This window comes from Mycolicibacterium sp. MU0050 (genome assembly GCF_963378085.1).
GTDB lineage: Bacteria > Actinomycetota > Actinomycetes > Mycobacteriales > Mycobacteriaceae > Mycobacterium > Mycobacterium wendilense.
The window spans coordinates 973120-997311 of sequence record NZ_OY726395.1 but is presented as its reverse complement, the minus strand read 5'-3'; the positions used below and the strand labels follow the sequence as shown (position 1 = coordinate 997311).

The window sequence follows — 24192 nt, the reverse complement described above, 5'->3', positions numbered from 1 at the left end:
CGAACCCCGAGGCCAAGGGCAGCGCTGACGTGACGTACGAGTGGACCGACAACCGCAAAAACCTGATGTTGTTCGCGGGCCGATCACATCCTGAACTTGCCGACCAGGTCGCCAAAGAGCTCGACGTGCATGTCACCGCGCAGACGGCGCGCGACTTCGCCAACGGTGAGATCTTCGTCCGGTTCGACGAGTCGGTGCGCGGCTGCGACGCCTTCGTCCTGCAGAGCCACCCCGCGCCGGTCAACCAGTGGCTGATGGAACAGCTGATCATGATCGACGCGCTCAAGCGGGGCAGCGCCAAGCGCATCACCGCGATCCTGCCGTTCTACCCGTACGCCCGGCAGGACAAGAAGCACCGCGGCCGCGAGCCCATCTCCGCCCGGCTGATCGCCGACCTGCTCAAGACCGCCGGCGCCGACCGCATCGTGTCGGTGGACCTGCACACCGACCAGATCCAGGGCTTCTTCGACGGACCCGTCGACCACATGCGCGGACAGTCGTTGCTGTGCGGCTACATCGCGCAGAACTACTCCAACGAGGACATGGTGGTGGTGTCCCCGGACTCCGGCCGGGTGCGCGTCGCCGAGAAGTGGGCCGACTCGCTCGGCGGTGTGCCGCTGGCCTTCATCCACAAGACCCGCGACCCGCTGGTGCCCAACCAGGTGGTCTCCAACCGCGTGGTCGGTGACGTCAAGGGCAAGACCTGCGTGCTCACCGACGACATGATCGACACCGGCGGCACCATCGCCGGCGCGGTCAAGCTGCTGCAGCAGGACGGCGCCAAGGACGTCATCATCGCCGCCACGCACGGCGTGCTCAGCGACCCGGCCGCCCAGAAGTTGGCCAACTGCGGAGCCCGCGAGGTGATTGTCACCAACACGCTGCCGATCGGCGAGGAGAAGCGTTTCCCGCAGCTGACGGTGCTGTCCATCGCGCCGCTGCTCGCGAGCACCATTCGCGAGGTGTTCGAAAACGGTTCCGTCACCGCCCTGTTCAACGGATCGGCCTGACATGGCAGCGACGATCTACCACAACCCGAAATGCAGCACGTCGCGCAAGACGCTGGACCTGTTGCGGGACAACGGCCTTGAGCCCGAGGTGGTGCAGTACCTGAAGACCCCGCCCAGCCGCGCCGAGTTGGTGCAGATGATCGCCGACGCGGGCATCGAGGTCCGCCAGGCCGTCCGCAAGCGCGAGGCGCTGTACGCGGAGCTGAACCTGGCCGACGCCGACGACGAGGCGCTGCTCGACGCGATGGCCGAGCACCCCATCCTGATCGAGCGGCCGTTTGTCGTCACCGACAAGGGCACCCGGTTGGCCCGACCGATCGACGCGGTGCACGAAATTCTGTGACCCGCCGGCTGCGCCTGACGGCCGCGGCCGCTGCCCTGCTGGTGTGCGCGGGCTGCGCCACGCCGGCGCCGGACTATCAGTCGATCTGGTCCACCACGACCACCCCGAATCCCACGCCGACGTCGTCGGAACCGCCCGTGCCGTTCTCGCAATACCTGGCCGGCGTGGGCGTCCAGGGCGAAGCGGTGGCCCTCGACGATCTGACCGAGCTGTCGGTCACGCTGGTGCGCCCGGCCGGCTGGAGCGCCTACCGCAACGAGAACCTGGCACCCCAGACCGAGGGCATCGCCAAGAACAACACCTACCCGACGGCCACCGTGCTGGTGTTCCGCCTCGACGGCGGCTTCGACGTGCCCGCGGCCATCCGGCGCGCCAACGCCGACGCGCTGCTGTCCCCCGGCTTCACCAAGCTCAACGAGTCCTTCGACGACTTCGACGGCTTCCCGTCGGCGATGATCGAGGGCAGCTACTTCGGGCCATCCGAGCCGGGCTCCACACCCCCACGGTTGCACAGCTACAGCCGCATCGTCATCCCGGTGACACCGGATTTCCAGCGCTACCTGGTGCAGCTGACCATCACCGGGCTGGCCGACCAGGCCGTCGCCGATTCCGCCGACATCGAGGAGATCATCAGCGGGTTCGAGGTCACCGTCCGCTGAGTGCGCCCATCTCGCCCAGCTCGCCAATCTCGCCGAGCAGACACGGAATCGCACAGATTGGACGCGTTCCGCGCGATTCTGTGTCTGCTCGCGGCATCTAGGCTGGCCATCATGACGAACTGGACCGCAGCCGATCTCCCGTCCTTCGCCGACCGCACCGTCGTCGTCACCGGCGCCAACAGCGGACTCGGCGAGATCACCGCCCGTGAACTGGCCCGGGTGGGTGCCGCCGTCATCCTCGCGGTGCGCAACACCGACAAGGGTGAGGCGGCCGCGGCGGCCATGCCCGGCAACGTGGAGGTGCGTCGGCTAGACCTGCAGGACCTCGCCTCGGTGCAGGAGTTCGCCGACGGCGTCGAGCGGGTCGACGTGCTGATCAACAACGCCGGTGTGATGGCCGTGCCCTTCGCGTTGACCAAGGACGGCTTCGAAAGCCAGATCGGCACCAACCACCTGGGCCATTTCGCCCTGACCAACCGGCTGCTGCCCAAGATCACCGACCGGGTGGTCACGGTGTCCTCGCTGATGCACCTGATGGGCCGGGTCAACCTCAACGACCTGAACTGGAAAGCGCGCCCGTACTCGGCCTGGGGCGCCTACGGCCAGTCCAAGCTGGCCAACCTTCTGTTCACCAGCGAACTGCAGCACCGGCTCGAACGGGCCGGGTCCCCGGTGCGGGCCGTGGCCGCGCACCCCGGCTACTCGGCGACCAACCTGCAGACCCACTCCGAGGGCCCACTGAGCAGCCGCATCCTGCGGTTCGGCAACCGGTTCATGGCCACCGACGCCGACTTCGGCGCCCGCCAGACGCTGTACGCCGCGGCCATGGACGTCCCCGGTGACACCTTCATCGGCCCGCGGTTCGGTCAGGCCGGGCCCACCGGCCCATCGCCGCGCAGCCCGCTGGCCCGCAGCAAGGCCAAGGCGCAGGGCCTGTGGGAGCTGTCCGCGCAGCTCACCGGCACTGAATTTTCGATCTGAGCCCGCCATGCGTTAATCTGGCCGGGCGTCACGGCGAGGGTGGCTCGACCACCGTTATCGACGGGGACCCGCATTCACTGCGGTCTTTCTGCTCTGGCCGTGCCTACCACGATCTTCCGCACGGTAACTAGGAGCAATCACCATGGCCAAGGCCGCCACCTCGAAGAACAACCTGAGCGCCACCGTGCGCACCAAGACCGGCAAGGGCGCGTCGCGCCAGGCCCGTCGCGAGGGCCAGGTGCCCGCGGTGCTCTACGGCCACGGCACCGATCCCCAGCACCTGCTGCTGCCCGCGCGGGAGCTCGCCGCGGTGCTGCGCTACTCCGGCACCAACGCGGTGCTGTCGCTCGACATCGACGGCACCGAGCAGCTGGCGCTGACCCGCGCCCTGGAAATCCACCCGATCCGCCGCAACATCCAGCACGCCGACCTGCTGGTGGTCCGCCGCGGCGAGAAGGTCGTCGTCGAGGTCAACGTCGTGATCGAGGGCGAGGCCGCGCCGGGCACCCTGGTGACCCAGGACGCCAGCACCATCGAGGTCGAGGCCGAGGCGCTGTCGATTCCCGAAGAGCTGGTCGTGTCGGTGGAGGGCGTCGAGGCCGGGACCCAGATCCTGGCCAGCGATGTGCCGCTGCCCGACGGTGTCTCGCTGATCTCCGATCCGGAGTTCCTGGTGGTCAACGTCGTCGTCGCGCCGACCGCCGAGGAGCTCGAGGGCCCGACCGAGGACGAGGGCGAAGCTGCCGACGCCGAAGCCGCCCCGGCCGCCGACGCCGCCGAGTCCGAGTAGCTCGCGACGATGGCCGACACACTGCTGGTGGTCGGCCTGGGCAACCCCGGACCGAACTACGCCAAGACCCGGCACAACGTCGGGTTCATGGTCGCCGACATTCTCGCCGACCGGATGCGCGAAAAGTTCAAGGTGCACAAGCGGTCTGGCGCCGAGGCGATCACCGGTCGCCTCGGCGGCCAGGCGATTGTGCTCGCGAAGCCGCGCGTCTACATGAACGAATCGGGGCGCCAGGTCGGCCCGCTGGCCAAGTTCTATTCGGTACCGCCGGCGAGCGTGATCGTCATTCACGACGAGCTGGACATCGACTTCGGTCGCATCCGGCTCAAGGCCGGTGGCGGCGTCGCCGGCCACAACGGGCTGCGCTCCGTGGCGTCGGCATTGGGCAGCAACGATTTTCAGCGGGTTCGGGTCGGCATCGGCCGCCCGCCGGGCCAGAAGTCCGGTGCGGCGTTCGTGCTGGAGCAGTTCAACGCCGCCGAGCGTAAAGAGGTCCCGACCATCTGCGAGCAGGCCGCCGACGCCGTGGAACTGCTCATCGAGCAGGGTCTGGAGCCGGCCCAGAACACCGTCCACGCCTGGGGCTAGGTTTCTCTAGCACGAGCGTGCTTGCGGGGGCGCCTTTCCCGCGAGCGTGCATGTCCCCGGCCGACACGCCGGGCAATTTCCGTAGTTTGCGCACGTTCGCGCGAGCAGACCATCGTGTCGGACGGCGCGGCCGCGCACTCACGGAGCCCAGAGGCCGGACCGTGCCGCGGCCAGCGTCCACCTGGGTTCGCCTAGATGTCAGTACACCTAGACGTGGATGTGACGTACCGCGACCGCGACGCGCCGAGCCTGATAGCGCAGCGTCGACAACCGCGGGGCCTCGAGTTCCAACCCGGCCCGCTCGGCGATGAACTCCACCACGTCGTCCAGGCCGCGATCGTCGGTGTCGACATGGGTGGCGAAGCGGTCCGCGGCGAGCGCAGCGACGCAGCGATCGATCTGAGCCAGTGCCCACGATTCGTCGCGGCCCACCAGGCGACCCAGCCGGTACCCGGCACGGGCCCGAAGCCTGCGCCGCAGCGTGGCCGGCGACGCCGTCAGTGAAAAGTGTTGTAACCCAATACTGTTGCGCTCCAGCCCGGACATGATCTCGTCGAAGTATTCGGCATCGACCAGAGTCATCGGCACGAGCACCGTCCCGTCGTGAGCCTCAGCTGCGTCGGTAAGTGTTGCGACGACGGCCGAGCGCCACTGCGGTCGGTCCTGAAAATCGACGCGGGCCGACGCGGGCAGCATGCGGTGGATGCCGTAGCCGATGAACTCAGGATCGGCCACGTGCGCATTGGGCAACCGGCGTTGGAGTTCGAATGCGGTCTGCGTCTTCCCCACACCGAACGCTCCGTTGATCCACAGCAGCATCACGCCGAGGGTAGTCGAACCCCACTGGGGCGCGAACGTGCGCAAACCACGGAAATTGCGCGGCGTGTCGGCCGGGGACATGCACGCTCGCGGGAAAAATAAAGGCCTGGCCCGCGAAGGCTCGCGGGCAACAACCTAGGTGACGAGCTCCACCGAGTTGGCGCGACGCAGCTTGCCCGACGGGGTCTTCGGGATGGTGCCCGGCCCCAGCACGACCACGTTGCGCGGCCGCACGTCGACCTCGGCCACCACCTCGTGGGCCACCTGATGCTCGATGCGGCGCACCTCGGCCGGATCCTGGTAGGCGTTGGATTCCACTGCCACGGCGAAGGTTTCGCGAGAATGCCCGGCGTCCAGACGCACGGCCACCGCGCAGCCCGGGCGCACGCCCTCGACGCGGCCCGCGGCCCGCTCGATGTCGGTCGGATAGATGTTGCGGCCGGCCATGATGATGACGTCCTTGACGCGGCCACACACCACCACGTGGCCGTTCTCCATCATGTAGCCCAGGTCGCCGGTGTCGTACCAGCCGTGCTCGTCCTGCGCCGGCAGGAAGCCACCCATGGTGGTGTGCCCCGGCGTCATCGCCTCGCCGCGCAGTTCGATCACGCCGACGCCGCGGGGCGGCTTGATGTTGCCGTGCTCGTCGACGATGCGCGCCTCCAGCCCCTGCAGCAGCGGCCCCAGGGACGCCAGCCGCTTGGTGTTGCCCTTGGTGGCGGGAACGGCCTGGCGCAGCGCGGCCAGCAGGTCGGCGTCGACCTCGTCGACGACCAGGCCCGCGTTGCATTCGGAGAACGACACCGCCAGCGTCGCCTCGGCCATGCCGTAGGCCGGCAGGATCGCCGACGGCTTCAGCCCGAACGGCTTGCCCGCGTCGATCAGATCCTCCACGTCGGCCGGTTCGACCGGCTCGGCGCCCGACAGCGCGAAGCGCAGCGTGGACAGGTCGAAGTCGCCCGGCTTGGCCTGCCGGCGCAGCCGCTTGGCGAACAACGCGTAGGCGAAGTTCGGGGCCGCGGTCATGGTGCCCTTGTACTTGTCGATCAGCTTGGCCCACAGCAGGGTGTCGCGCAGGAAGTCCATCGGCGTGACCTTGACCAGCTCCGCGCCGAAGTACATCGGCACGGTCAGGAAGCCGATCATGCCCATGTCATGGAAGCAGGGCAGCCAGCTGACCATGACGTCCTTGTCGACCTCATACTCCGCGCCGATGAACATGGCCTCGGCGTTGGAGTACAGGTTGCGGTGCGTGATGTGCACCGCCTTGGGCGAGCCGGTCGAACCGCTCGTCAGCTGCATCAGCGCCAGGTCGTCCTCGGCGGTCTCGACGGGGTCGATGGGCGCGGACTCCAGCAGCTCGGCGACGGTGAGGACCTTCAGGCCCTTCTCCTCGAGCACCGGCGCGGCGGCCATGAACGGATCGGAGATGATGACGGCCTTGGCCTCGATCATGTCGACGACGTTCATGGTGTCGGCGGCCCACACCACCAGGTCGGTCCGCGGGGTCGGCTGGTGCAGCATCGTCAGGCTGGCGCCGCGCATCCACAGGCCCTGCGCCACCGGCGCGATCTCGACCGGCGCCCCGGCCAGCACACCGACAGCGTCGCCGTGGCCGACGCCGGCCGCGGCCAGACCGCCGGCGATCCGGCGGGCCCGCTCATGTACCTCGCCCCAGGTGTGCCGGACCGGCTCGTGGGGTTCGCCCGTGACCATGCCCTTGGAGCTGGTCGCAGCGTTGTAGTACATCTTGTCGGTGAATCTGCTCACGAGGACCTCCTCGGATTCCGGAGCAACACTGGTGCCGGCGATGACACGATCCCGCCACACATATTCCGCCTGGCAGTGGGCACCTTCGCGGAGGCGCGCGCACACAATTGCGCTGCGGTTAGGTCTCGAAATGGTGCCGGACGGCGATAACGGAACGACCCACCGGCTACTCCGGTGGGCCAGAATCGAGCGTCGGTTTGATCGCTATCCATCACCGTCGAACATCTTAAACTCCTCTTAAGTAACCGACAAACTTTCCAGGTACGTGAGACGCACTTCACTTCGGTCACCGGCGTGCCGTCAGCTGGACACCACCCGCGCGCCCGGCACCGGACCGCTGGCCACCCGCACGGTGCGGCACACCCCCGCGCCGGCCAACTCGGTCCCGACGTCGACGGCGGCGGCCTCCGAGGCGCACAGGAAGGCGCAGGTGGGGCCGGACCCCGACACGATCCCGGCCAGAGCCCCGGCCTCCTTGCCGGCACGCAGGGTGCGGCGCAAGCCGGGATCCAGGCTCAGCGCCGCCGGCTGCAGATCGTTGCCCAGCAACGGCGCCAACCCGGCCGCATCCCCGGCGGCCAGCGCGGCCAGCACCGGCTCGGGATCCTCGAGGCGCGGCGGCCCGCCGGCGGCGCGCAGCCGGTCGATCTCACCGAAGACCTTCGGCGTGGACAGCCCGCTGTCGGCGAACGCCAGCACCCAGTGGAAGGTGTTGCGGGCGAGCACGGTGGCCAACTCCTCGCCGCGGCCGGTGCCCAGCGCGGTCCCGCCGTGCAGCGCGAACGGCACATCGCTACCCAGTCGCGCGGCCAGGGCGTGCAGATCCCGGCGCGGCACGCCCTGCTCCCACAGCGTGTTCATCGCGACCAGCACCCCGGCCGCATCGGCGCTGCCGCCGGCCATCCCCCCGGCGACCGGGATGGACTTGTGGATGGTGATCGCGACGTCGGGCGCGCGGCCGACGTGTTCGGCCAGGAGTTCGGCGGCCTGCCAGGCCAGGTTGCGTTCGTCGGTCGGCAGCGCCTCGGCGCCCTCGCCGTGGATGTGCAGCGACATCACATCGGCGGTCCGGACCACCACCTCGTCGAAGAGGGAGACGGCATGGAAGACGGTGGTCAATTCGTGGTAGCCGTCGGGCCGCTCGTCGCCGACGGCGAGGAAGAGATTGACCTTGCCGGGAACCCGAACCGTCACCGAACCCGGAGTCACCCATTGCGCGGCGGTACTGCCATCTGACGCGGTCACCGCACGAGGGTACGCCGCGCGGCGACCGCAATGCCGAACGAATCGACGACACCACCGCGGTGACTACGCTGATCTGATGCCGCAGCCCGGTGAGGACCTCCGCGGCTACGTCATCGAGCGGACGCTCGGACGTGGCGGCAGCGCCACCGTGTTCCTGGCCCGCCGCCCCGGCGACCCCGCCCCGGTGGCGTTGAAGGTGCTCAACCCCGACCAGCGCAATCCCGAAGCGCGCCACCGGCTGGAGCGCGCCTTCGTCCTGACCGGTCAGATCGATCACCCGCACGTCGTCTCCGAGTACGAACTGGGGCCGGACTGGATCGCCATGCAGTACGTCGACGGCGGGAACGTCACGGCGCTGACCGAGACGGCCGATCGGCTGGCCGCGCTGGCTCAGATTGCCGACGCGTTGGACCATGCGCACCGCCTGGGCATCGTGCACTGCGACGTCAAGCCCGCGAACATTCTTGTCCATCAGGACTTTTCGAAGGGCGGGGCGGTCTTGATCGATTTCGGCGTCGCCCACGTGCTGGCCGAGGACATGGCACGACGCCTGGCCCGCGACGGCGGCCACCGGTTGTCGTTGGACCCGGCGCGGCGGATCACCCGGCAAGCGGCCGCGCCGCCGACGACGGTGCTGGCGTCGCTGCCCTACGCGGCGCCGGAGCTGCTGCTGGGCCGGATGCCGTCGGGCAGCACCGATCAGTACTCGCTGGCGTGCACCGCCGTCGAACTCCTCACGGGGACTCCGCCGTTCACAGCCGAGACGGCGGACCAACTCGTCGACGCGCATCTGCACGAACCGCCGCCGCGGTTCGCCCCGCGAATCCCGGGCCTGCCGCACGCCTTTGACACGGTGGTGGCGACGGCACTGATGAAAGAACCCGACGCGCGCCACGACTCGTGCACGGAACTGGTCGAGCTGCTGCAGCGGGTGCTGCGCTGACTACGAGACCGGGATCTGCTTGTTGTCCGGTTCGCCGGAGCGCTGATAGAGCCGGACGAAGTCGGCAATCGACAGCGTCTCCCCGCGCCGGGCGGGGTCGATGCTGGCGGCCAGCAGCCGGCTGGCCGACTCGTTGCCCGAACCCGCCCACTCCAAAAAGGCGTTCCGCGAGGTCTTTCGGCGCTGCGCGAAGGCGATGTCGATGAGTTCGAAGACGCGGTCCCGGAAGGACTCCTCCGTGGGCCACGGCGAGGTCTCGTACCGGTCGATGCGGACCAGCCCCGAGTACACCCGCGGGATGGGCCAGAACACCGTCGGCGACACCATGCCGTAGCGCCGCACGCGACCGTAGAAGCGCACCTTGGCGCTCGGCACGCCGTACTCCTTGCCGCCCGGTTCGGCGGCCAGGCGCTCGGCGACCTCCGACTGCACCATGACCATCACCGTCTTGATGGACGGGAACTCGGCCAGCAGATGCAGCAGCGCCGGCACCGCGATGTTGTACGGCAGGTTGGCCACCAGCGCCGTCGGCTCGTGGTCGAGGTCTTCGCGGCGCAGCGTGAGGATGTCGCGGTTGAGCACCGTGAGGCGATGGATCTCGCTGTGCGAATGCGCCGCGATGGTTTGCGGCAGGCGTTGCGCGAGCACCGGATCGATCTCGACGGCGGTGACCGTGGCGCCGCGGTCCAGCAGGCCCAACGTCAGCGACCCGAGGCCGGGACCGACCTCGATCACCTTGTCGTTGCGGTTCACACTCGACGCCGACACGATGCGACGTACTGTGTTGGCGTCGTGAACGAAGTTCTGCCCGAGCGCCTTTCGGGGGCGGAACTCGAGTTCTTTGGCGAGGGCTCTTATCTCGGTGCGACCGAGGAGTCGAATAGTCAGCGTAAACCTGCCCTACTACTGCACGTGGGCCACGCCCCCCACCCCTGGCGCGCCTGCGTGACTTCCGCTATGGCGATCTGTTCTTCACGAGTTGCAAGATCTGCACGCGGAGCATAACGCAAACCGCCTTGCCGCGCCCAGGTATTCAGGTCAAATTGCACGCCGCCGTAGTAGCCGTTTCCGGTGTTGATGTTCCAGTTGCCGCCCGCCTCGCACTGCGCCAACGCATCCCAGATGGCTCCGTTGGTCACCGGCGGCACCTCGGTGCCCGGCTTGGCGCCGACCCGCAGCACCGAATCCCGCGCCGGGGTCACCACGGAATTGGCGACCGGAAGCCGGCCGGTTTCCACGCCGTTGACCTTGGCCACGGCGAAGGTCACATCCTGGACGCCTGGGGTGCCCGGATCCTCGACCACCTGGCGACTCATGTTCATGGTCTCGTCCTCGATGCGTTGGGCGTTGGGCTCCAACGGCAGCCGCTCGGTGACCTTCTCCATCCGGATGCGCGTGACCTCGATCTGCATCCCGGAGACCACCGGGCTCTCCGGCGCGGGCACCACCTTGTCGCGCTGCTCGAGCGGGACGCCGGCCTCGGCCAACAGGCCCTTGACGTTCGGTGCGGCCAGATGCACGGTGCTGATCACGCCACCGTCGTTGATCTGCACGGTCTTCGGGCTCACCACCGCCAGCGCCATGCCCTCGAGCGGCACCCGCGATGCGCGCGAGGCGGCCTGCGGGGCGTTGTCGGTCATGTCGAGCTGCGCGAGGGCCTCGTCGACGGTGGCCGCCGTCGTCCACAGCTGCTCGCTGTCCTGGCCGTCGAGCGAGACCTCCAGAGGCCGGCTGCGCTTGAGCACGATGGTCCCGGCGTCGGAGACGCTCTCGTCGGCGGCGGGCAGCAGGTCGTCACGCTCGCCGACGTCGAAACCGTTCTCCTCGACGATGTCGAGCACGCGGGACTTCATGGTCGTCACCGTGATCGGGGTGCCGTCCACCGACAGCGTCACGGTCTTGTGGGCGGCCACGGCGAACCCGCCGGCAAACGTGAGGGCGACCAGCGTGGCGGCGACCACGATTCGCAGCATCGGTGAGCGGGCCTGATGAAGTCTGGTTAGTACATTCACCGTTGCGTCGTCCAACTTCTCATTTCACGGGCTCTACGTGCGGCAGGGCCCTGACGGGCCCCGCAATTATCACAAGACGGTAACGAACCTCACAGACCCGGGCAACTCCAACGCTGCCACGCGCCGGGCGAGATCGACGTCACCGGTCCAGACGGTACACACGGCGAGCGTTTGCTGACGAATCCGCGGCCAGCTCGGCCGCCGGCCGGCCGAGCAGTTCGGCCAACGCGCGGACGGTGTAGGGCAGGCAGTACGGCTCGTTGGGGGCGCCCCGGAAGGGATGCGGGGTCAAGTACGGCGCATCGGTCTCGACCAGCAGCTGTTCGGCGGGAATCAGCTGGGCCGCTTCCCGCAGGTCGGCGGCGTTGCGGAAGCTGACCGTCCCCGACAGGCTCAGGTACCAGCCCGCATCCACGCAGGTCCGGGCCATCTCCGGCCCCGAGGAGAAGCAGTGGAAGATCACCGTGTCCGGGGCGCCCTCGGCGCGCAGCACGTCGAGCACCTCGGCGTCGGCGTCGCGATTGTGGATCATCAGCGGCTTGCCGGTGCGCTTGGCCAGGTCGATGTGCCAGGCGAACCCCTCGCGCTGCTGGTCCGGGTCGGCGCAGCCGTCGAGTTTGCCGGGCCAGTACATGTCCATGCCGGTCTCGCCGATGGCCACCACCCGCGGGTGCTCGGCGAGTTCGGAGATGGTCGCGCAGGCCGCGTCGTCGAGCGCGTTGGCGCGCGTGGGGTGCAGGGCGACCGCCGCATACACCCGGTGGTCCCAGTCGGCCGCGCGTGCGGCCCACCGCGCGGCCTCGAGGTCATCGGCAATGGTCACGACGGCGCCGACCCCGACGGACTCGGCACGATCCAGGATGGCCGCGACGTCGGCGGCGTCGGCCGCGCCGCACGCATCGAGGTGCGTGTGGGCGTCGATCAACGGGGACAGCGGCTCCGGCAGCGGGGGCGCCGGGCGCTTACTGCTTTTCGCGGACACACCGAAAGACAATAAGGTGACTCCTGATGAGCCAGCCCTACTACGTCACGACAGCGATTGCCTACCCCAACGGCACACCGCACGTCGGGCACGCCTACGAGTACATCGCCACCGACGCGATCGCTCGATTCAAGCGTCTCGACGGCTTTGACGTCCGGTTTTTGACCGGAACCGACGTGCACGGGCTGAAGATGGCGCAGACCGCCGCGGCCGAGGGCATCCCGACCGCCGAGCTGGCGCGCCGCAACTCCGATGTCTTCCAGCAGCTGCAGGAACGGCTCGACGTTTCCTTCGATCGGTTCATCCGCACCAGTGATCCTGACCACTTCGAGGCGTCCAAGGCCATCTGGCAGCGGATGAACGACGCCGGCGACATCTACCTGGATTCCTACGCCGGCTGGTACTCGGTGCGTGACGAACGGTTCTTCGCCGCCGACGAGACCCAGGAGGGTCCCGACGGCACCCGGATCGCCATCGAGACCGGCACCGAGGTGACCTGGACCGAGGAACAGACCTACTTCTTCCGGCTGTCGGCCTACACCGACCGGCTGCTGGCGCACTATGAGGCGCACCCGGAGTTCATCGGCCCGGACTCGCGGCGCAACGAGGTGATCAGCTTCGTCAGCGGCGGGCTGACCGACCTGTCGATCTCGCGGACCACCTTCGACTGGGGCGTGCCCGTCCCCGGCCACCCCGACCACGTCATGTACGTGTGGGTCGACGCGCTGACCAACTACCTGACCGGAGTCGGCTTCCCCGACACCGAGTCGGCGTCGTTCCAGCGGTACTGGCCGGCCGACCTGCACATGATCGGCAAGGACATCATCCGCTTCCACACCGTCTACTGGCCGGCGTTCCTGATGTCCGCAGGCCTGGAGTTGCCCCGCCGGGTGTTCGCGCACGGCTTCGTGTTCAACCGCGGCGAGAAGATGAGCAAGTCGGTGGGCAACGTGGTCGATCCCATCGCGCTGGCCGACGCGTTCGGCGTCGACCAGCTGCGCTACTTCCTGCTGCGCGAGGTGCCGTTCGGGCAGGACGGCTCTTACAGCGAGGAAGGCATCATCAGCCGGATCAACACCGATCTGGCCAACGAGCTGGGCAACCTGGCCCAGCGCTCGCTGTCGATGGTGGCCAAGAACCTCGACGGCGTGGTGCCCTCCCCCGGCGAGTTCACCGCCGAGGACGAGGCCCTACTGGCCCAGGCCGACGCCCTGCTCGACACGGTGCGCGGCCACTTCGACGCCCAGGCCATGCATCTGGCCCTGGAAGCCATCTGGCTGATGCTGGGCGCCGCCAACCGCTACTTCTCGGCGCAAGAACCATGGGTGCTGCGCAAATCCGAGCAGGCCGCCGATCAGCAGCGGTTCGGCACGGTGCTGTACACCACGATGGAGACCGTCCGGATTGCCGCGCTGCTCACGCAGCCGGTGATGCCAGCATCGGCGGGTAAACTTCTCGACCTGCTGGGCCAGCCCGCGGACGAGCGCACCTTCGCCGCCCTCGGCACCAGGCTCAAGCCGGGTGCCGCGCTTCCGACGCCCACAGGCGTATTCCCTCGATATCAGGTGGATTGATGACTGCAGGACTGCACGAAAAACTTGGTGGACTGTACGACGACGTCGTACAGCGCAACGCGGGCGAAACCGAATTCCACCAAGCCGTCTACGAGGTGCTGCACAGCCTCGGCCCCGTGGTCGCCAAGCACCCGGACTACGCCGACAGTGAGGTCATCCGCCGGCTGTGCGAGCCCGAGCGCCAGATCATCTTCCGGGTGCCGTGGGCCGACGACTCCGGCGCCACCCAGATCAACCGGGGCTTCCGCGTCGAGTTCAACTCGGCGCTCGGCCCGTTCAAGGGCGGGCTGCGGTTCCACCCGTCGGTGTATCTGGGCATCGTCAAGTTCCTGGGCTTCGAGCAGATCTTCAAGAACTCGCTGACCGGCATGCCCATCGGCGGCGGCAAGGGCGGGTCGGACTTCGACCCCAAGGGCCGCTCGGACAACGAGGTGATGCGGTTCTGTCAGTCGTTCATGACCGAGCTGTACCGCCACATCGGCGAGTACACCGACGTCCCGGCCGGTGACATCGGTGTCGGCTCGCGTGAGATCGGCTACCTGTTCGGCCAGTACAAGCGGATCACCAACCGCTACGAGTCCGGTGTGCTCACCGGCAAGGGCCTGACCTGGGGCGGTTCCCAGGTGCGCACCGAGGCCACCGGCTACGGCACGGTGTTCTTCATCAACGAGATGGTCAAGGCCGCCAACGACACCGTCGAGGGCAAGCGGGTGGTGGTGTCCGGTTCCGGCAACGTCGCGATCTACGCCATCGAGCAGATCCACGAACTCGGCGGCGTCGTCGTCGCGTGTTCGGACTCCAGCGGCTACGTGGTCGACGAGAAGGGCATCGACGTCGGCCTGCTCAAGGAGATCAAAGAGGTCCAGCGCGGCCGGATCGCCGACTACGTGGAGGCGCGCGCCGGCGCGGCCCGGTTCGTCGAGGGCCGCTCGGTGTGGGAGGTGCCCTGCGACATCGCGGTGCCGTGCGCCACGCAGAACGAGGTCAACGGCGACGAAGCCGGCTACCTGATCAAGAACGGCTGCCGCTTCATCGCCGAGGGCGCCAACATGCCGTGCTCCCCCAACGCCATCAAGCAGTTCGCCGAGGCCGGGGTCATCTTCGCCCCGGGCAAGGCCGCCAACGCCGGTGGCGTGGCCACCAGTGCGCTGGAGATGCAGCAGAACGCCTCCCGGGATTCCTGGACGTTCGTCGACACCGAGAAGCGACTCGAAGAGATCATGCGCCGGATCCACAACCGGGTGCTGTCCACCGCCGAGGAGTACGGCCAGCCCGGCAACTACGTCGCCGGAGCAAACATCGCCGGGTTCATCCGGGTGGCCGACGCGATGCTGGCGCTCGGCCTGGTTTAGTGATCTGCGCCACATCCGGCGCACACCCTGTCACAGTGCGGGCACCGGCGGTGTCTTGAGGTCAGAGCGGCTCGACGAGGAGCCGACCTGACCCAAGGAGCACCCAATGAGTGAACAGACACCCCGGATCGTGGTTCTCGGCGGCGGCTACGCCGGAGTACTCGCGGCCAATCGGCTCCGCCGGCACCCCGAGTTGGACATCACGCTGGTGAATCCGCGGCCCCAGTTCGTCGAGCGAATTCGCCTGCACCAGTTGACCGTCGGCAACGACGACGCCACCCAGGCCTACGACGACATGCTGGGCGACGGCATCCGCCTGGTGGTCGACGAAGCCACCGACATCGACCGCGCGGCCCGCCGGGTCCGGCTGGGCTCCGGGGCCACCCTGGACTACGACTACCTGATCTACGCCGTCGGCAGCACCGGCGCGGTCCCCACCGCGGTGCCCGGCGTCGCCGAGTTCGGCTATCCGCTGTCCGAATACGAGCAGGCCCAGCGGCTGGCCGCCCGCCTGCAGGAGGTCCCCGTCATCGCCCCGGTTGTTGTCGTCGGCGGCGGCCTGACCGGCGTCGAGACCGCTGCGGAGCTCGCCGAGACGGGCCGGCCGGTCACCCTGGTCACCGATCGGCTGACACCGTCGCTGGCCGACAGTGGGCGCAGGTCGGTGGCCAAGACCCTGCGCAAGCTGGGCGTGAACCTCGTCGAAGGGGTCACCGTCGCGCGGGTCGACGCGCACAGCGTCGAGTTGAGCCACGGCACCACCGTGGCATCGGCGGTGACGGTGTGGACGGCGGGCTTCGGAGTGCCCGGCCTGGCCGCGGCCAGCGGGCTGAGCACCGACGCGCTCGGCCGCCTGCTCACCGACGAGACCCTGACCAGCGTCGACGACGGGCGGATCATCGCGGCCGGCGACGCCGCGGCCCCGTCCGGGCTGCCCCTGCGGATGAGCTGCGCGGCGGCGATGCCGTTGGGCGCCCAAGCCGCACACACCGTGCTGGCCCGCGTCGCCGGCGAGGAGCCCGCACCGATCAGCCTGGCGTTCGCCGGACAATGCATCAGCCTGGGCCGTAAATTCGGCACGATGCAGCTGCTGCACACCGATGACAGCCCACGGCGGGCCTATGTCGGCGGCCGGACCGCGGCGGGGATCAAGGAGCTGATCTGCAGCGCCACCGTGTGGGCGTTGCGCCGCGAGGCCCGCAAGCCCGGTTCGTACTTCTGGGTGAAGGGCAACTGGCGCGCGGCGCGACTCGCCGCGAGCCCCCAGCCGGTGCCGGCGCCGTGACCGGCAGCGGGCCCGGCAGCCGGGAGCATGCCGAGCGGTTCACCGCGCTGCGGCCGCTGCTGTTCACCATCGCCTACGAAATCCTGGGCACCGCAACCGAATCCGACGACGTCCTGCAGGACAGCTATCTACGCTGGGCTCAGGTGGACCTCGACGAGGTGCAGGACACCAAGGCCTACCTGGCCCAGCTGGTCACCCGGCAGTCGCTCAACACGCTGCGCGCCGCGGCCCGACGCCGCGAGGAGTACGTGGGGCCGTGGCTGCCCGAACCGCTGCTGCTGGCCGATTCGCTGGGCGGCAAGGATGCGGCGGCAGACGTGGTGCTCGCCGAGTCGGTGTCGATGGCCATGCTGGTGGTCCTCGAGACGCTCACCCCCGATGAGCGCGCCGTCTTCGTCCTGCGGGAGGTATTCGGCTTCGACCACAACGAAATCGCCGCCGCGGTAGGCAAATCCGCGGCGGCGGTGCGCCAGATCGCACACCGCGCCCGCGAGCACGTCCACGCCCGCCGCAAGCGGTTCGACCGTGTCGACCCCGAGCAGTCGCAGGAACTGACCAATCGGTTCTTCCTGGCGGCGGCCACCGGCGACCTGGACCAACTGCTGTCGATGCTGGCGCCGGACGTGGTGTGGACCGCCGACAGCGCCGGCAAGGTCAGCGCGGCCCGCCGGCCCGTGGTCGGCGCCACCAAGGTGGCCAAGCTGGTGATCGGCCTGAGCCGGATGAGCGGCCTCGACGCCCGGGTGGAGCCCGCGATGTACAACGGCGCCCCGGCGCTGGTGCTCTACCTCGACGACCACCTCGAAGGGGTGATCACCGCGGAGCTGGCCGACGGCAAGATCACCCACCTGTACGCGATGCGCAACCCGGACAAGCTGGTCAACTTCGACGTCCCCCGCCAGATCAGCCGCTGAGGACGGCATCTGAGAAGCTGATGCGATGCGCATCGACCGTCTGGGCGCCCTCGGCACCACCGCCGAGGTGCTGCGCGCGGTCGCGGCCGGCGCGGCCCGCCGAGGCCTGCCGCCGCCGGCGGCCCTGACCGGCGAGTGGTTCGGCGCGCGGGCGGTGATCGCCCCCAGCCTGGACGTCCGGCCGGTGCGGCCCGGGGACGCGTTCGCCGTCGGCCCGGGCGGCGCCTCGGAGGCCGTCGGCGGCGGGTGGTTCGGCTACCTGTCCTACCCCGACCGGGCCGGCACCCGCATCCCAGCGGCCGCAGGCGGGTGGACAGACTGCGTGCTTCGCTGCGACGCCGCCGGAATCTGGTGGTATGAAAGCCTTTCCGGCGATGCCGCGCCGGACTGGCTGCAGCAGGCGCTGAGTACGCCGGTGGCCCCGCGCGGCTGGCACATCACCTGGACCGCCCCGGACCGCGACGTGCACCGCGCCGGGGTGTCGGCCTGCCTGGCGGCCATCACCGCGGGCGAGGTCTATCAGGCCTGCGTGTGCACGCAATACCGGGGCGTCTGCACCGGATCACCGCTGGAGTTCTTCGCCGACGCGGTGACCCGTACGACGCCGGCCCGCGGCGCGTTCTGCGCCGGGACCTGGGGCGCGGTGGCCTCGCTGTCGCCGGAGGTGTTCCTGCGCCGTCGCGGCGACGACATCTCGTCGAGCCCCATCAAGGGCACGCTGCCGCTGCACGCGGACCCGGCCCTGCTGCGCGATTCGGTCAAGGACGTCGCCGAGAACATCATGATCGTGGACCTGGTCCGCAACGACCTCGGCCGGGTGGCCACCACCGGATCTGTCACCGTGCCCGAACTGCTGTCCATTCGGCCCGCCCCGGGGGTGTGGCACCTGGTCTCGACGGTGGCGGCGCGGGTCCCCGGAACCGTCCTCATGGCAGAGGTGCTGGCTGCCACGTTCCCGCCCGCTTCCGTCACCGGGACACCGAAAGTCCGTGCACTCGAGCTGCTTTCACAGTGGGAGCCGCAGGCCCGGGGGGTCTACTGCGGCACCGTCGGCCTGGCGTCACCGGTCGCCGGGACCGAACTCAACGTCGCGATCCGCACCGTCGAGTTCGATGCGGCCGGGGCGGTGGTGATGGGGGTCGGCGGCGGCATCACCGCGGATTCGGACCCCGACGCCGAGTGGCAGGAATGCCTGGACAAGGCGGCTTCGACGTTGGCGCTCACCGGATCGGCCGCGGTGTCGGCTCACTGATCGCGGGCGCGCAGCACCGCATCGTAGAGTTCGCGGCGCGACGGCGCGCCGGGGTGCGCGGCGATCACCTGCTGACAGGCGTCCTTGACGCGCATCCCCTCGGCCGTCAGCTCCGCCACCTCGGCCACCAGGGTGCCCAGGTCGGCCACCGGCGTCGCGCCGGCCAGCACCACCGTGATCTCCCCCAGCACACCGTCGGCGGCCCACTCCGCCAGCTCGCCCAGGGTGCCGCGAACGACCTCCTCGTGGATCTTCGTCAGCTCCCGGCAGACCGCGGCGCGGCGGTCTGCCCCGAGCTCGGCGACGGCGTCGCGCAGGCATTCGGCGAGGCGCCGCGGGGACTCGAAGAACACGGCCGTGCGCCGCTCGGCGGCCAGCGACGCCAGCCAGCCGCGGCGGGCGGATTGCTTACGCGGGGCAAAACCTTCGAAGCAGAACCGGTCGGCCGCCAGCCCGGAGACCGTCAGCGCCGTCGTCACCGCCGAGGGACCGGGCAGACACGTCAGCGGCAGGTCCGCCGCGACACAGGCGGCCACCAACCGGTACCCCGGGTCGCTGATCGACGGCATGCCCGCATCGGTGACCGCGAGCACCGTCGCACCGCTGCGAATGTCGTCGACCAGGGCGGGAACCCGCGTCGCCTCGTTGCCCTCGAACAGGCTGAGGACCTTGCCGCGGACCCGGACGCCCAGCGCCTGGGCCAGGTTGCGCACGCGGCGGGTGTCCTCGGCGGCGACGATGTCCGCGGATCCCAGGGCGTCGACGAGCCGCGCCGAGGCGTCCCCCGGATGCCCCAAGGGTGTGGCAGCCAGCAACAGTCGACCGCCACTCATGACTCACAGCCTACGATCGTTGTCGATGACCGCTCCCTCGACCGTGGTGCCGGAGCGCGCCGTACCGGTGATCAGCCCCGGCCCGCTGGTGCCCGTCGCCGACTTCGGACCCCTGGACCGGGCGCAGGGTTGGGCGATGACCGCGGTGATCGGGGCCCTGGCGGCCATCACCCGATTCCTGAATCTGCAGTCGCCGACCGATGCGGGCACACCCATCTTCGACGAGAAGCATTACGCGCCGCAGGCCTGGCAGATGCTGCACAACAGCGGCGTCGAGGACAATCCCGGCTTCGGGCTGGTGGTGCATCCCCCCGTCGGCAAACAGCTGATCGCCCTCGGCGAGGCGATCTTCGGCTACAGCGGGCTGGGCTGGCGGTTCAGCGTGGCCGTCATGGGCGTCATCCTGGTGGTTCTGGTGGCCCGGATCGTCCGGCGGATCAGCCGCTCGACCCTGGTCGGGGCCATCGCGGGGCTGCTGCTGATCGCCGACGGCGTGACGTTCGTCGCGTCGCGGACCGCGCTGCTGGACGGCTTCCTGGTGGTGTTCGTGGTCGCGGCCTTCGGCGCGCTGATCGTCGATCGCGACCAGGTCCGCGAACGCATGCACAACGCCCTGCTCGACGGGCGGATCAACGAGACGCAGTGGGGGCCGCGGCTGGGCGTGCGGTGGTGGCGGTTCGGCGCCGGTGTGCTGCTCGGGCTGGCCTGCGCGACGAAGTGGTCCGGGCTGTACTTCGTGGTGTTCTTCGGATTGATGTCGCTGGCCTTCGACGTGGTGGCGCGCCGGCAGTACCGGGTGCCGCGGCCGTGGCTGGGCACCATCCGCCGCGATGTCGGCCCCACCGCCTGGGCGATGGGGCTGATCCCGGTCGCGGTGTACGTGGCCTCGTACGCCCGGTGGTTCGCCTCCGAGACCGCCATCAACCGCTACGAGGCCGGGCGCAAGATCGGCGAACGCCAATGGTTCCAGCCCCCGGACGCCATCCGCTCGCTGTGGCACTACACCGCCAAGGCCTACGATTTCCACTCCGGGCTGACCAACGCCGCCGGCAACCAGCACCCCTGGGAATCCAAACCGTGGGCCTGGCCGATGTCGTTGCGGCCGGTGCTGTACGCCATCGATCAGGACAACGTGCCCGGCTGCGGAGCGGCCTCCTGCGTCAAGGCCGTGATGCTCGTCGGGACGCCGGCCATGTGGTTCATCGCGGTGCCCGTGCTGGGGTATGCCGCCTGGCGCGCGTTCGTCCGCTGCGACTGGCGCTACGCGGTGGTGCTGGTCGGCTACTTCGCGGGCTGGCTGCCCTGGTTCGTCGACATCGACCGGCAGATGTACTTCTTCTACGCGGTGACCATGGCGCCGTTCCTGGTGATGGCGATCGCCCTGATCTGCGGGGACATCCTCTACAAACCGACGCGAAACCCGGAACGAAGAACGCTGGGCCTGGTGGTGGTCTGCTGCTACGTGGCGCTGGTCGTCACGAACTTCGCGTGGCTGTTCCCGGTGCTCACCGGCATGCCCATCTCCCAGCAGACGTGGAACATGCAGATCTGGTTGCCCAGCTGGAGGTAGCTTCGGGGCTGGGCTGGGTTGCGCGGGCTTGCGTTGACTGCTGTTCGGCCCAGATTGCACACACGGCTGTTGATCTGTGGGCGTTAACAACCCTCTGTGCAATCTCGAGGCACACCCTCCGCCCAACCCCTGGAGCCACACTCTGCTGTTCGGCCAGATTGCACACACGGCTGTTCATCCACAACGCTGACAGCCCTCCCCGCAATCTCGAGGCCCGCCGTCGGCCCCGCCCCGGACGCTGCCGCCATGAACCGACCATTCCTTGGCAGCCAAGCGCTCGCGAGCGGTGCCCTGACCCGCGCCCAACTTCGGTGGAACTACCGGGCGATCTTTCCCAATGTCTATGTCCATGCCCGCAGCGCGGTTTCGCTGGACGCGCGCATCGCGGCAGCGTGGCTGTGGTCGGGCGGGCGCGCGGTGATCGCGGGACGCGCCGCCGCAGCACTACACGGAGCCCTGTGGGTCAAACCCCGCACCCCCATCGAACTGCTGTGGCGATGCGGCCGGCCGCCCGCCGGGATCGTCGCCCGCAACGAACGGGTCGCCTCCGACGAGCTCACCACGATCCGCGGTATGCAGGTGACCAGTCCGGCGCGCACAGCCTTGGATCTGGCCCGCCATCTCGACCGCCCGCACGCAGTCAGCCACCTCGACGCGCTGGCGCGGGCCACCGGCATGCAGAGCGCGGACGCGTTGATCCTCGGGGACCGTTACGCCGGCGCGCGCAATGTGGCCGTTGCCCGACGTGTCCTCCCACTGCTCGACCCCGGCGGACAGTCGCCGAAGGAGACCTGGCTGCGCTTGCTGCTGCTCGATGCGGGCTTCCCCCGGCCCACCACGCAGATTCGGGTCAGCGACGGGTTCAACAACGCCTACCTCGACATGGGCTGGGAGGAGCCGAAGATCGGCCTCGATTACGACGGCGACCAACATCGCAGCGACCGCTCGCGCTACGTGCACGACGTCGGCCGCAATGAACTCGTGACGCGCAACGGCTGGATCCACCTGCACGTCCTCGCCGAGCACAGCCGGCGGTTCATCCTCCATCGGGTGCAGCAGGCCTTCGCGCACCGAGGCTGGGCGCCCCGCCAGTAGCGCCCAGATTGCGGCTAGGGTCGTTGTAGGGCCAATCCCACAGCCCTCAATGCATTTTCGGCCCGGGAGGCGAGCGGTGATGAGCAATCGCGAGAATGTCCTGATCAGCGCCGACGAGTTGGCGCGCCGCCTCGATGCCGGTGAGCCCACCACGCTGTTGGATGTGCGCTGGGAATTGGCCCAGCCCGACGGCACTGCGGCCTACGAACGCGGGCATCTGCCCGGGGCGGTGTACGTGTCGCTCGACGACGACCTCACCGATCACTGCGTGCCCGGACGGGGTCGTCATCCGCTACCGTCCGGGCCGGCACTGCAGGCGGCGGCCCGCCGGTGGGGCATGCGCAGCGGGGTTCCGGTGGTGGTCTACGACGACTGGAACCGCGCCGGTTCGTCGCGCGCGTGGTGGGTGCTGACCGCGGCGGGCATCCCGGACGTGCACATCCTGGACGGTGGACTCTCCGCGTGGCAGGGCGAGTTGCATTCCGGTGCAGTAACTCCCGAGCCGGGTGATGTCACCGTGGCGCACGACGACCTCTACGCCGCGGCCCGCCGCACGGTCACCGCCGATCAGGCCGCAGCCGCGGCGGTGCTGCTGGACGCCCGGGCCCCGGAGCGTTATCGAGGTGACGTCGAACCCGTCGACGCGGTGGCGGGCCACATCCCGGGGGCGCTCAACGCACCGAGCACGGCGCTACTGGGCGAGGACGGCGCCTTGCTCCCCGACGCGGATCTGATCCGGTGGTTCGAGGAGTTGGGGGTACGCGCCGATTCGGAGGTCGCGGTGTACTGCGGCTCCGGGGTGACGGCCGCAGTGACTGTTGCGGCGTTGGCCGCCGTCGGGGTGGATGCCGCGTTGTTCCCGGGGTCGTGGTCGCAATGGAGTTCGGAGCCGGACCGGCCGGTTGCGACGGGCTAGACCGGGTCACGCGCCGCCGGACAGGACATGCAGCGCGGACCGCCGCGGCCGGTGCCCAGCTCCGAGGCGGCGATCCGCAGCACCTCGATACCCGAATCCTCCAGCCGGGCATTGGTTTCCGCGTTGCGCTCGTAAGCCACGACCACGCCCGGCGCGAGAGCCAAAGTGTTGTTGCCGTCGTCCCACTGCTCGCGCTCGGCCGTGACGGGGTCCAGCCCGGTGTCGATCACCCGCAGTCGGTCGATGCCCATCGCCTTGGCGGCGGCCCGAACGAAGAGCTCCGCGTCGTCGATCTGGATTCGGCCGTTGACACGGCGAATGGTGAACGCAGACAGCGTGTCCACCACGTTCGGATACATCACCACGGCGTCGACGTCGACCATGGTGCACACCGTGTCCAGATGCATCTGGGCGCGCTCCTGAGCGATCGGCACCGCCAACACCGTGTGTGCCAGATCGTCATCGAACAGGCTGCGCGCCAAGGCTTCCGCGCCCGCCGGCGTGGTGCGCTCGCCGACCCCGACGGCGACCACACCGGGCGCGAGCAGCAGCACGTCGCCACCCTCGACCGGAGCCGAGCGCGACTCGTAGGCCCGTCGCACCCCGAGAAACCGCGGATGGTGCGCGTAGATCAAGTCGGTCAACGAGGTTTCCCGGGTCCGCGCCGGCAGCGACAGCGACGTGATCGCCACCCGCGGCCCGATCCAGAACGACGAGTCCCGGGTGAACAACAGGTTGGGCAGCGGGTCGATGACGAAATCACCGCCGTGGTGCATGCGCCGCACCAGGGAGAGCTCGCTGTCGACCAGCGGGATCTCGGTGAAGGTCATGCCCGCCATCAGCAGGTGGGCCAGGGGCTCGGGCTCGAGGGTACGCAGGTACGCCGAAAGCTCTTGTGCCAACGGCAGACCCAGCCGCCGGGCGTCGATGGCCGCCGCGATGCCCTGCATCCGGGCCGCCCCGCTGGCCAGCGCCTCGCTCAGCAGATCCGAGAGCAGCAGCACCTCGACCCCGCGGGACCGCAACAGGTCGGCGAACGCGTCGTGCTCCTCCTGCGCGCGGGCCACCCACGGAAGCCCGTCGAACAGCAGCCGGTCGCTGTTGCGGGGCGTCAGCCGCTGAAGCTCGGCGCCCGGGCGGTGCAGGATGACCGCGCGCAGCGTTCCGACCTCGGTATTGACGCTCAGCGCCGGGGCACCCACATCTAGCACCGTAGCGCCCGAAGCCACCCGATCCGGAGCCAGCGGCGCGGACACGCC

General features: G+C 69.3%; 23 protein-coding genes. 15 read left to right on the top strand and 8 right to left on the bottom strand.

From position 1 onward, the window contains the following. Nucleotides 1-29: 29 nt before the first annotated feature. The 6 genes from R2K23_RS04780 (at nt 30) to pth (ending at nt 4371) form a co-directional block, all read left to right on the top strand. On the top strand, nt 30-1010 hold the full coding sequence (locus R2K23_RS04780; RefSeq protein WP_316514705.1) for a ribose-phosphate diphosphokinase: 981 nt from the start codon (nt 30-32) through the stop codon (nt 1008-1010). A gap of 1 nt (nt 1011) precedes the next feature. Then, on the top strand, nt 1012-1353 hold the full coding sequence (gene arsC / locus R2K23_RS04775) for an arsenate reductase (glutaredoxin) (RefSeq protein WP_316514704.1): 342 nt from the start codon (nt 1012-1014) through the stop codon (nt 1351-1353). Then, a complete protein-coding gene (locus tag R2K23_RS04770; protein WP_316514703.1) occupies nt 1350-2012 on the top strand; it encodes an LpqN/LpqT family lipoprotein in 663 nt (220 codons plus the stop codon). The genes arsC and R2K23_RS04770 overlap by 4 nt, the downstream gene beginning before the upstream one ends. A 111-nt stretch (nt 2013-2123) precedes the next feature. Then, nucleotides 2124-2993, top strand: coding sequence for an oxidoreductase (locus R2K23_RS04765; RefSeq protein ID WP_316514702.1), 870 nt, complete (start codon nt 2124-2126; stop codon nt 2991-2993). Between the two features lie 142 nt (nt 2994-3135). After that, nucleotides 3136-3783, top strand: coding sequence for a 50S ribosomal protein L25/general stress protein Ctc (locus R2K23_RS04760; RefSeq protein WP_316514701.1), 648 nt, complete (start codon nt 3136-3138; stop codon nt 3781-3783). Nucleotides 3784-3792: 9 nt separating this feature from the next. Beyond that, a complete protein-coding gene (gene pth, locus R2K23_RS04755; protein WP_316514700.1) occupies nt 3793-4371 on the top strand; it encodes an aminoacyl-tRNA hydrolase in 579 nt (192 codons plus the stop codon). Between the two features lie 207 nt (nt 4372-4578). On the opposite strand, the gene R2K23_RS04750 is transcribed toward pth, so the two are convergent. The 3 genes from R2K23_RS04750 to R2K23_RS04740 form a co-directional block, all read right to left on the bottom strand. After that, nucleotides 4579-5190, bottom strand: a complete 612-nt coding sequence (locus R2K23_RS04750) for an AAA family ATPase (protein WP_316514699.1) — start codon at nt 5188-5190, stop codon at nt 4579-4581. Between the two features lie 135 nt (nt 5191-5325). Continuing rightward, a complete protein-coding gene (locus tag R2K23_RS04745; RefSeq protein ID WP_316514697.1) occupies nt 5326-6960 on the bottom strand; it encodes a fatty acyl-AMP ligase in 1635 nt (544 codons plus the stop codon). Between the two features lie 300 nt (nt 6961-7260). Beyond that, nucleotides 7261-8205: a 4-(cytidine 5'-diphospho)-2-C-methyl-D-erythritol kinase gene (locus tag R2K23_RS04740; RefSeq protein WP_316514694.1), complete on the bottom strand. Its 945-nt coding sequence runs from the start codon at nt 8203-8205 to the stop codon at nt 7261-7263. 76 nt (nt 8206-8281) lie between these two features. Here R2K23_RS04740 and R2K23_RS04735 point away from each other — a divergent pair, with 76 nt between their 5' ends. Continuing rightward, on the top strand, nt 8282-9148 hold the full coding sequence (locus tag R2K23_RS04735) for a serine/threonine-protein kinase (RefSeq protein WP_316514693.1): 867 nt from the start codon (nt 8282-8284) through the stop codon (nt 9146-9148). On the opposite strand, the gene rsmA is transcribed toward R2K23_RS04735, so the two are convergent. From rsmA to R2K23_RS04720, 3 genes are all read right to left on the bottom strand, one after another. Next, the gene (gene rsmA, locus R2K23_RS04730; RefSeq protein ID WP_316517050.1) at nt 9149-10036 is read right to left on the bottom strand and encodes a 16S rRNA (adenine(1518)-N(6)/adenine(1519)-N(6))-dimethyltransferase RsmA; all 888 of its coding nucleotides are present in this window, start codon (nt 10034-10036) and stop codon (nt 9149-9151) included. It abuts the gene before it with no gap. Further along, entirely contained in the window at nt 10033-11160 is a 1128-nt protein-coding gene (locus tag R2K23_RS04725) for a transglycosylase family protein (RefSeq protein WP_316517049.1), read from the bottom strand. Before R2K23_RS04725 ends, rsmA begins: the two co-directional genes overlap by 4 nt. A gap of 139 nt (nt 11161-11299) precedes the next feature. Then, complete coding sequence (locus R2K23_RS04720) at nt 11300-12142, bottom strand: TatD family hydrolase (RefSeq protein ID WP_316514691.1); 843 nt, start codon at nt 12140-12142, stop codon at nt 11300-11302. Nucleotides 12143-12168: 26 nt separating this feature from the next. Here R2K23_RS04720 and metG point away from each other — a divergent pair, with 26 nt between their 5' ends. The 5 genes from metG (at nt 12169) to R2K23_RS04695 (ending at nt 18519) form a co-directional block, all read left to right on the top strand. Beyond that, nucleotides 12169-13716 carry a methionine--tRNA ligase gene (gene metG, locus R2K23_RS04715; RefSeq protein ID WP_316514690.1) on the top strand — a complete coding sequence of 516 codons (1548 nt, stop codon included), beginning with the start codon at nt 12169-12171 and terminating at the stop codon, nt 13714-13716. Beyond that, nucleotides 13716-15068 (top strand): NADP-specific glutamate dehydrogenase, encoded by a 1353-nt coding sequence (gene gdhA / locus R2K23_RS04710; protein ID WP_316514689.1) that lies wholly within the window; start codon nt 13716-13718, stop codon nt 15066-15068. The genes metG and gdhA overlap by 1 nt, the downstream gene beginning before the upstream one ends. 106 nt (nt 15069-15174) lie before the next feature. Then, the gene (locus R2K23_RS04705) at nt 15175-16353 is read left to right on the top strand and encodes an NAD(P)/FAD-dependent oxidoreductase (RefSeq protein ID WP_316514688.1); all 1179 of its coding nucleotides are present in this window, start codon (nt 15175-15177) and stop codon (nt 16351-16353) included. Next, on the top strand, nt 16350-17267 hold the full coding sequence (locus R2K23_RS04700) for an RNA polymerase sigma-70 factor (protein WP_316514687.1): 918 nt from the start codon (nt 16350-16352) through the stop codon (nt 17265-17267). The genes R2K23_RS04705 and R2K23_RS04700 overlap by 4 nt, the downstream gene beginning before the upstream one ends. A 25-nt stretch (nt 17268-17292) precedes the next feature. Next, on the top strand, nt 17293-18519 hold the full coding sequence (locus R2K23_RS04695; protein ID WP_316514686.1) for an aminodeoxychorismate synthase component I: 1227 nt from the start codon (nt 17293-17295) through the stop codon (nt 18517-18519). On the opposite strand, the gene rsmI is transcribed toward R2K23_RS04695, so the two are convergent. Beyond that, a complete protein-coding gene (gene rsmI / locus R2K23_RS04690; protein ID WP_316514684.1) occupies nt 18513-19352 on the bottom strand; it encodes a 16S rRNA (cytidine(1402)-2'-O)-methyltransferase in 840 nt (279 codons plus the stop codon). The genes R2K23_RS04695 and rsmI overlap by 7 nt on opposite strands. A gap of 25 nt (nt 19353-19377) precedes the next feature. Between rsmI and R2K23_RS04685 the strand changes: the two genes are divergently transcribed. The 3 genes from R2K23_RS04685 to R2K23_RS04675 all read left to right on the top strand — a co-directional run bounded on the left by R2K23_RS04685 (nt 19378) and on the right by R2K23_RS04675 (nt 22933). Continuing rightward, complete coding sequence (locus tag R2K23_RS04685; RefSeq protein ID WP_316514682.1) at nt 19378-20922, top strand: dolichyl-phosphate-mannose--protein mannosyltransferase; 1545 nt, start codon at nt 19378-19380, stop codon at nt 20920-20922. A gap of 246 nt (nt 20923-21168) precedes the next feature. Continuing rightward, a complete protein-coding gene (locus R2K23_RS04680) occupies nt 21169-22017 on the top strand; it encodes a hypothetical protein (protein ID WP_316514680.1) in 849 nt (282 codons plus the stop codon). A gap of 79 nt (nt 22018-22096) precedes the next feature. Beyond that, nucleotides 22097-22933 (top strand): sulfurtransferase, encoded by an 837-nt coding sequence (locus tag R2K23_RS04675; protein WP_316514679.1) that lies wholly within the window; start codon nt 22097-22099, stop codon nt 22931-22933. On the opposite strand, the gene arcA is transcribed toward R2K23_RS04675, so the two are convergent. Further along, entirely contained in the window at nt 22930-24144 is a 1215-nt protein-coding gene (arcA, locus tag R2K23_RS04670) for an arginine deiminase (RefSeq protein ID WP_396893528.1), read from the bottom strand. The genes R2K23_RS04675 and arcA overlap by 4 nt on opposite strands. Nucleotides 24145-24192: the final 48 nt, after the last annotated feature.

Excerpts from the sequence above, each read along its gene's own strand:
- arsC (WP_316514704.1), top strand. The coding sequence starts at position 1,012 with ATGGCAGCGACGATCTACCACAACCCGAAATGCAGCACGTCGCGCAAG.
- R2K23_RS04765 (WP_316514702.1), top strand. The coding sequence starts at position 2,124 with ATGACGAACTGGACCGCAGCCGATCTCCCGTCCTTCGCCGACCGCACC.
- R2K23_RS04760 (WP_316514701.1), top strand. The coding sequence starts at position 3,136 with ATGGCCAAGGCCGCCACCTCGAAGAACAACCTGAGCGCCACCGTGCGC.
- pth (WP_316514700.1), top strand. The coding sequence starts at position 3,793 with ATGGCCGACACACTGCTGGTGGTCGGCCTGGGCAACCCCGGACCGAAC.
- R2K23_RS04750 (WP_316514699.1), bottom strand. The coding sequence starts at position 5,190 with ATGCTGCTGTGGATCAACGGAGCGTTCGGTGTGGGGAAGACGCAGACC.
- R2K23_RS04735 (WP_316514693.1), top strand. The coding sequence starts at position 8,282 with ATGCCGCAGCCCGGTGAGGACCTCCGCGGCTACGTCATCGAGCGGACG.
- metG (WP_316514690.1), top strand. The coding sequence starts at position 12,169 with ATGAGCCAGCCCTACTACGTCACGACAGCGATTGCCTACCCCAACGGC.
- gdhA (WP_316514689.1), top strand. The coding sequence starts at position 13,716 with ATGACTGCAGGACTGCACGAAAAACTTGGTGGACTGTACGACGACGTC.
- R2K23_RS04705 (WP_316514688.1), top strand. The coding sequence starts at position 15,175 with ATGAGTGAACAGACACCCCGGATCGTGGTTCTCGGCGGCGGCTACGCC.
- R2K23_RS04695 (WP_316514686.1), top strand. The coding sequence starts at position 17,293 with ATGCGCATCGACCGTCTGGGCGCCCTCGGCACCACCGCCGAGGTGCTG.
- rsmI (WP_316514684.1), bottom strand. The coding sequence starts at position 19,352 with ATGAGTGGCGGTCGACTGTTGCTGGCTGCCACACCCTTGGGGCATCCG.
- R2K23_RS04685 (WP_316514682.1), top strand. The coding sequence starts at position 19,378 with ATGACCGCTCCCTCGACCGTGGTGCCGGAGCGCGCCGTACCGGTGATC.
- R2K23_RS04680 (WP_316514680.1), top strand. The coding sequence starts at position 21,169 with ATGAACCGACCATTCCTTGGCAGCCAAGCGCTCGCGAGCGGTGCCCTG.
- R2K23_RS04675 (WP_316514679.1), top strand. The coding sequence starts at position 22,097 with ATGAGCAATCGCGAGAATGTCCTGATCAGCGCCGACGAGTTGGCGCGC.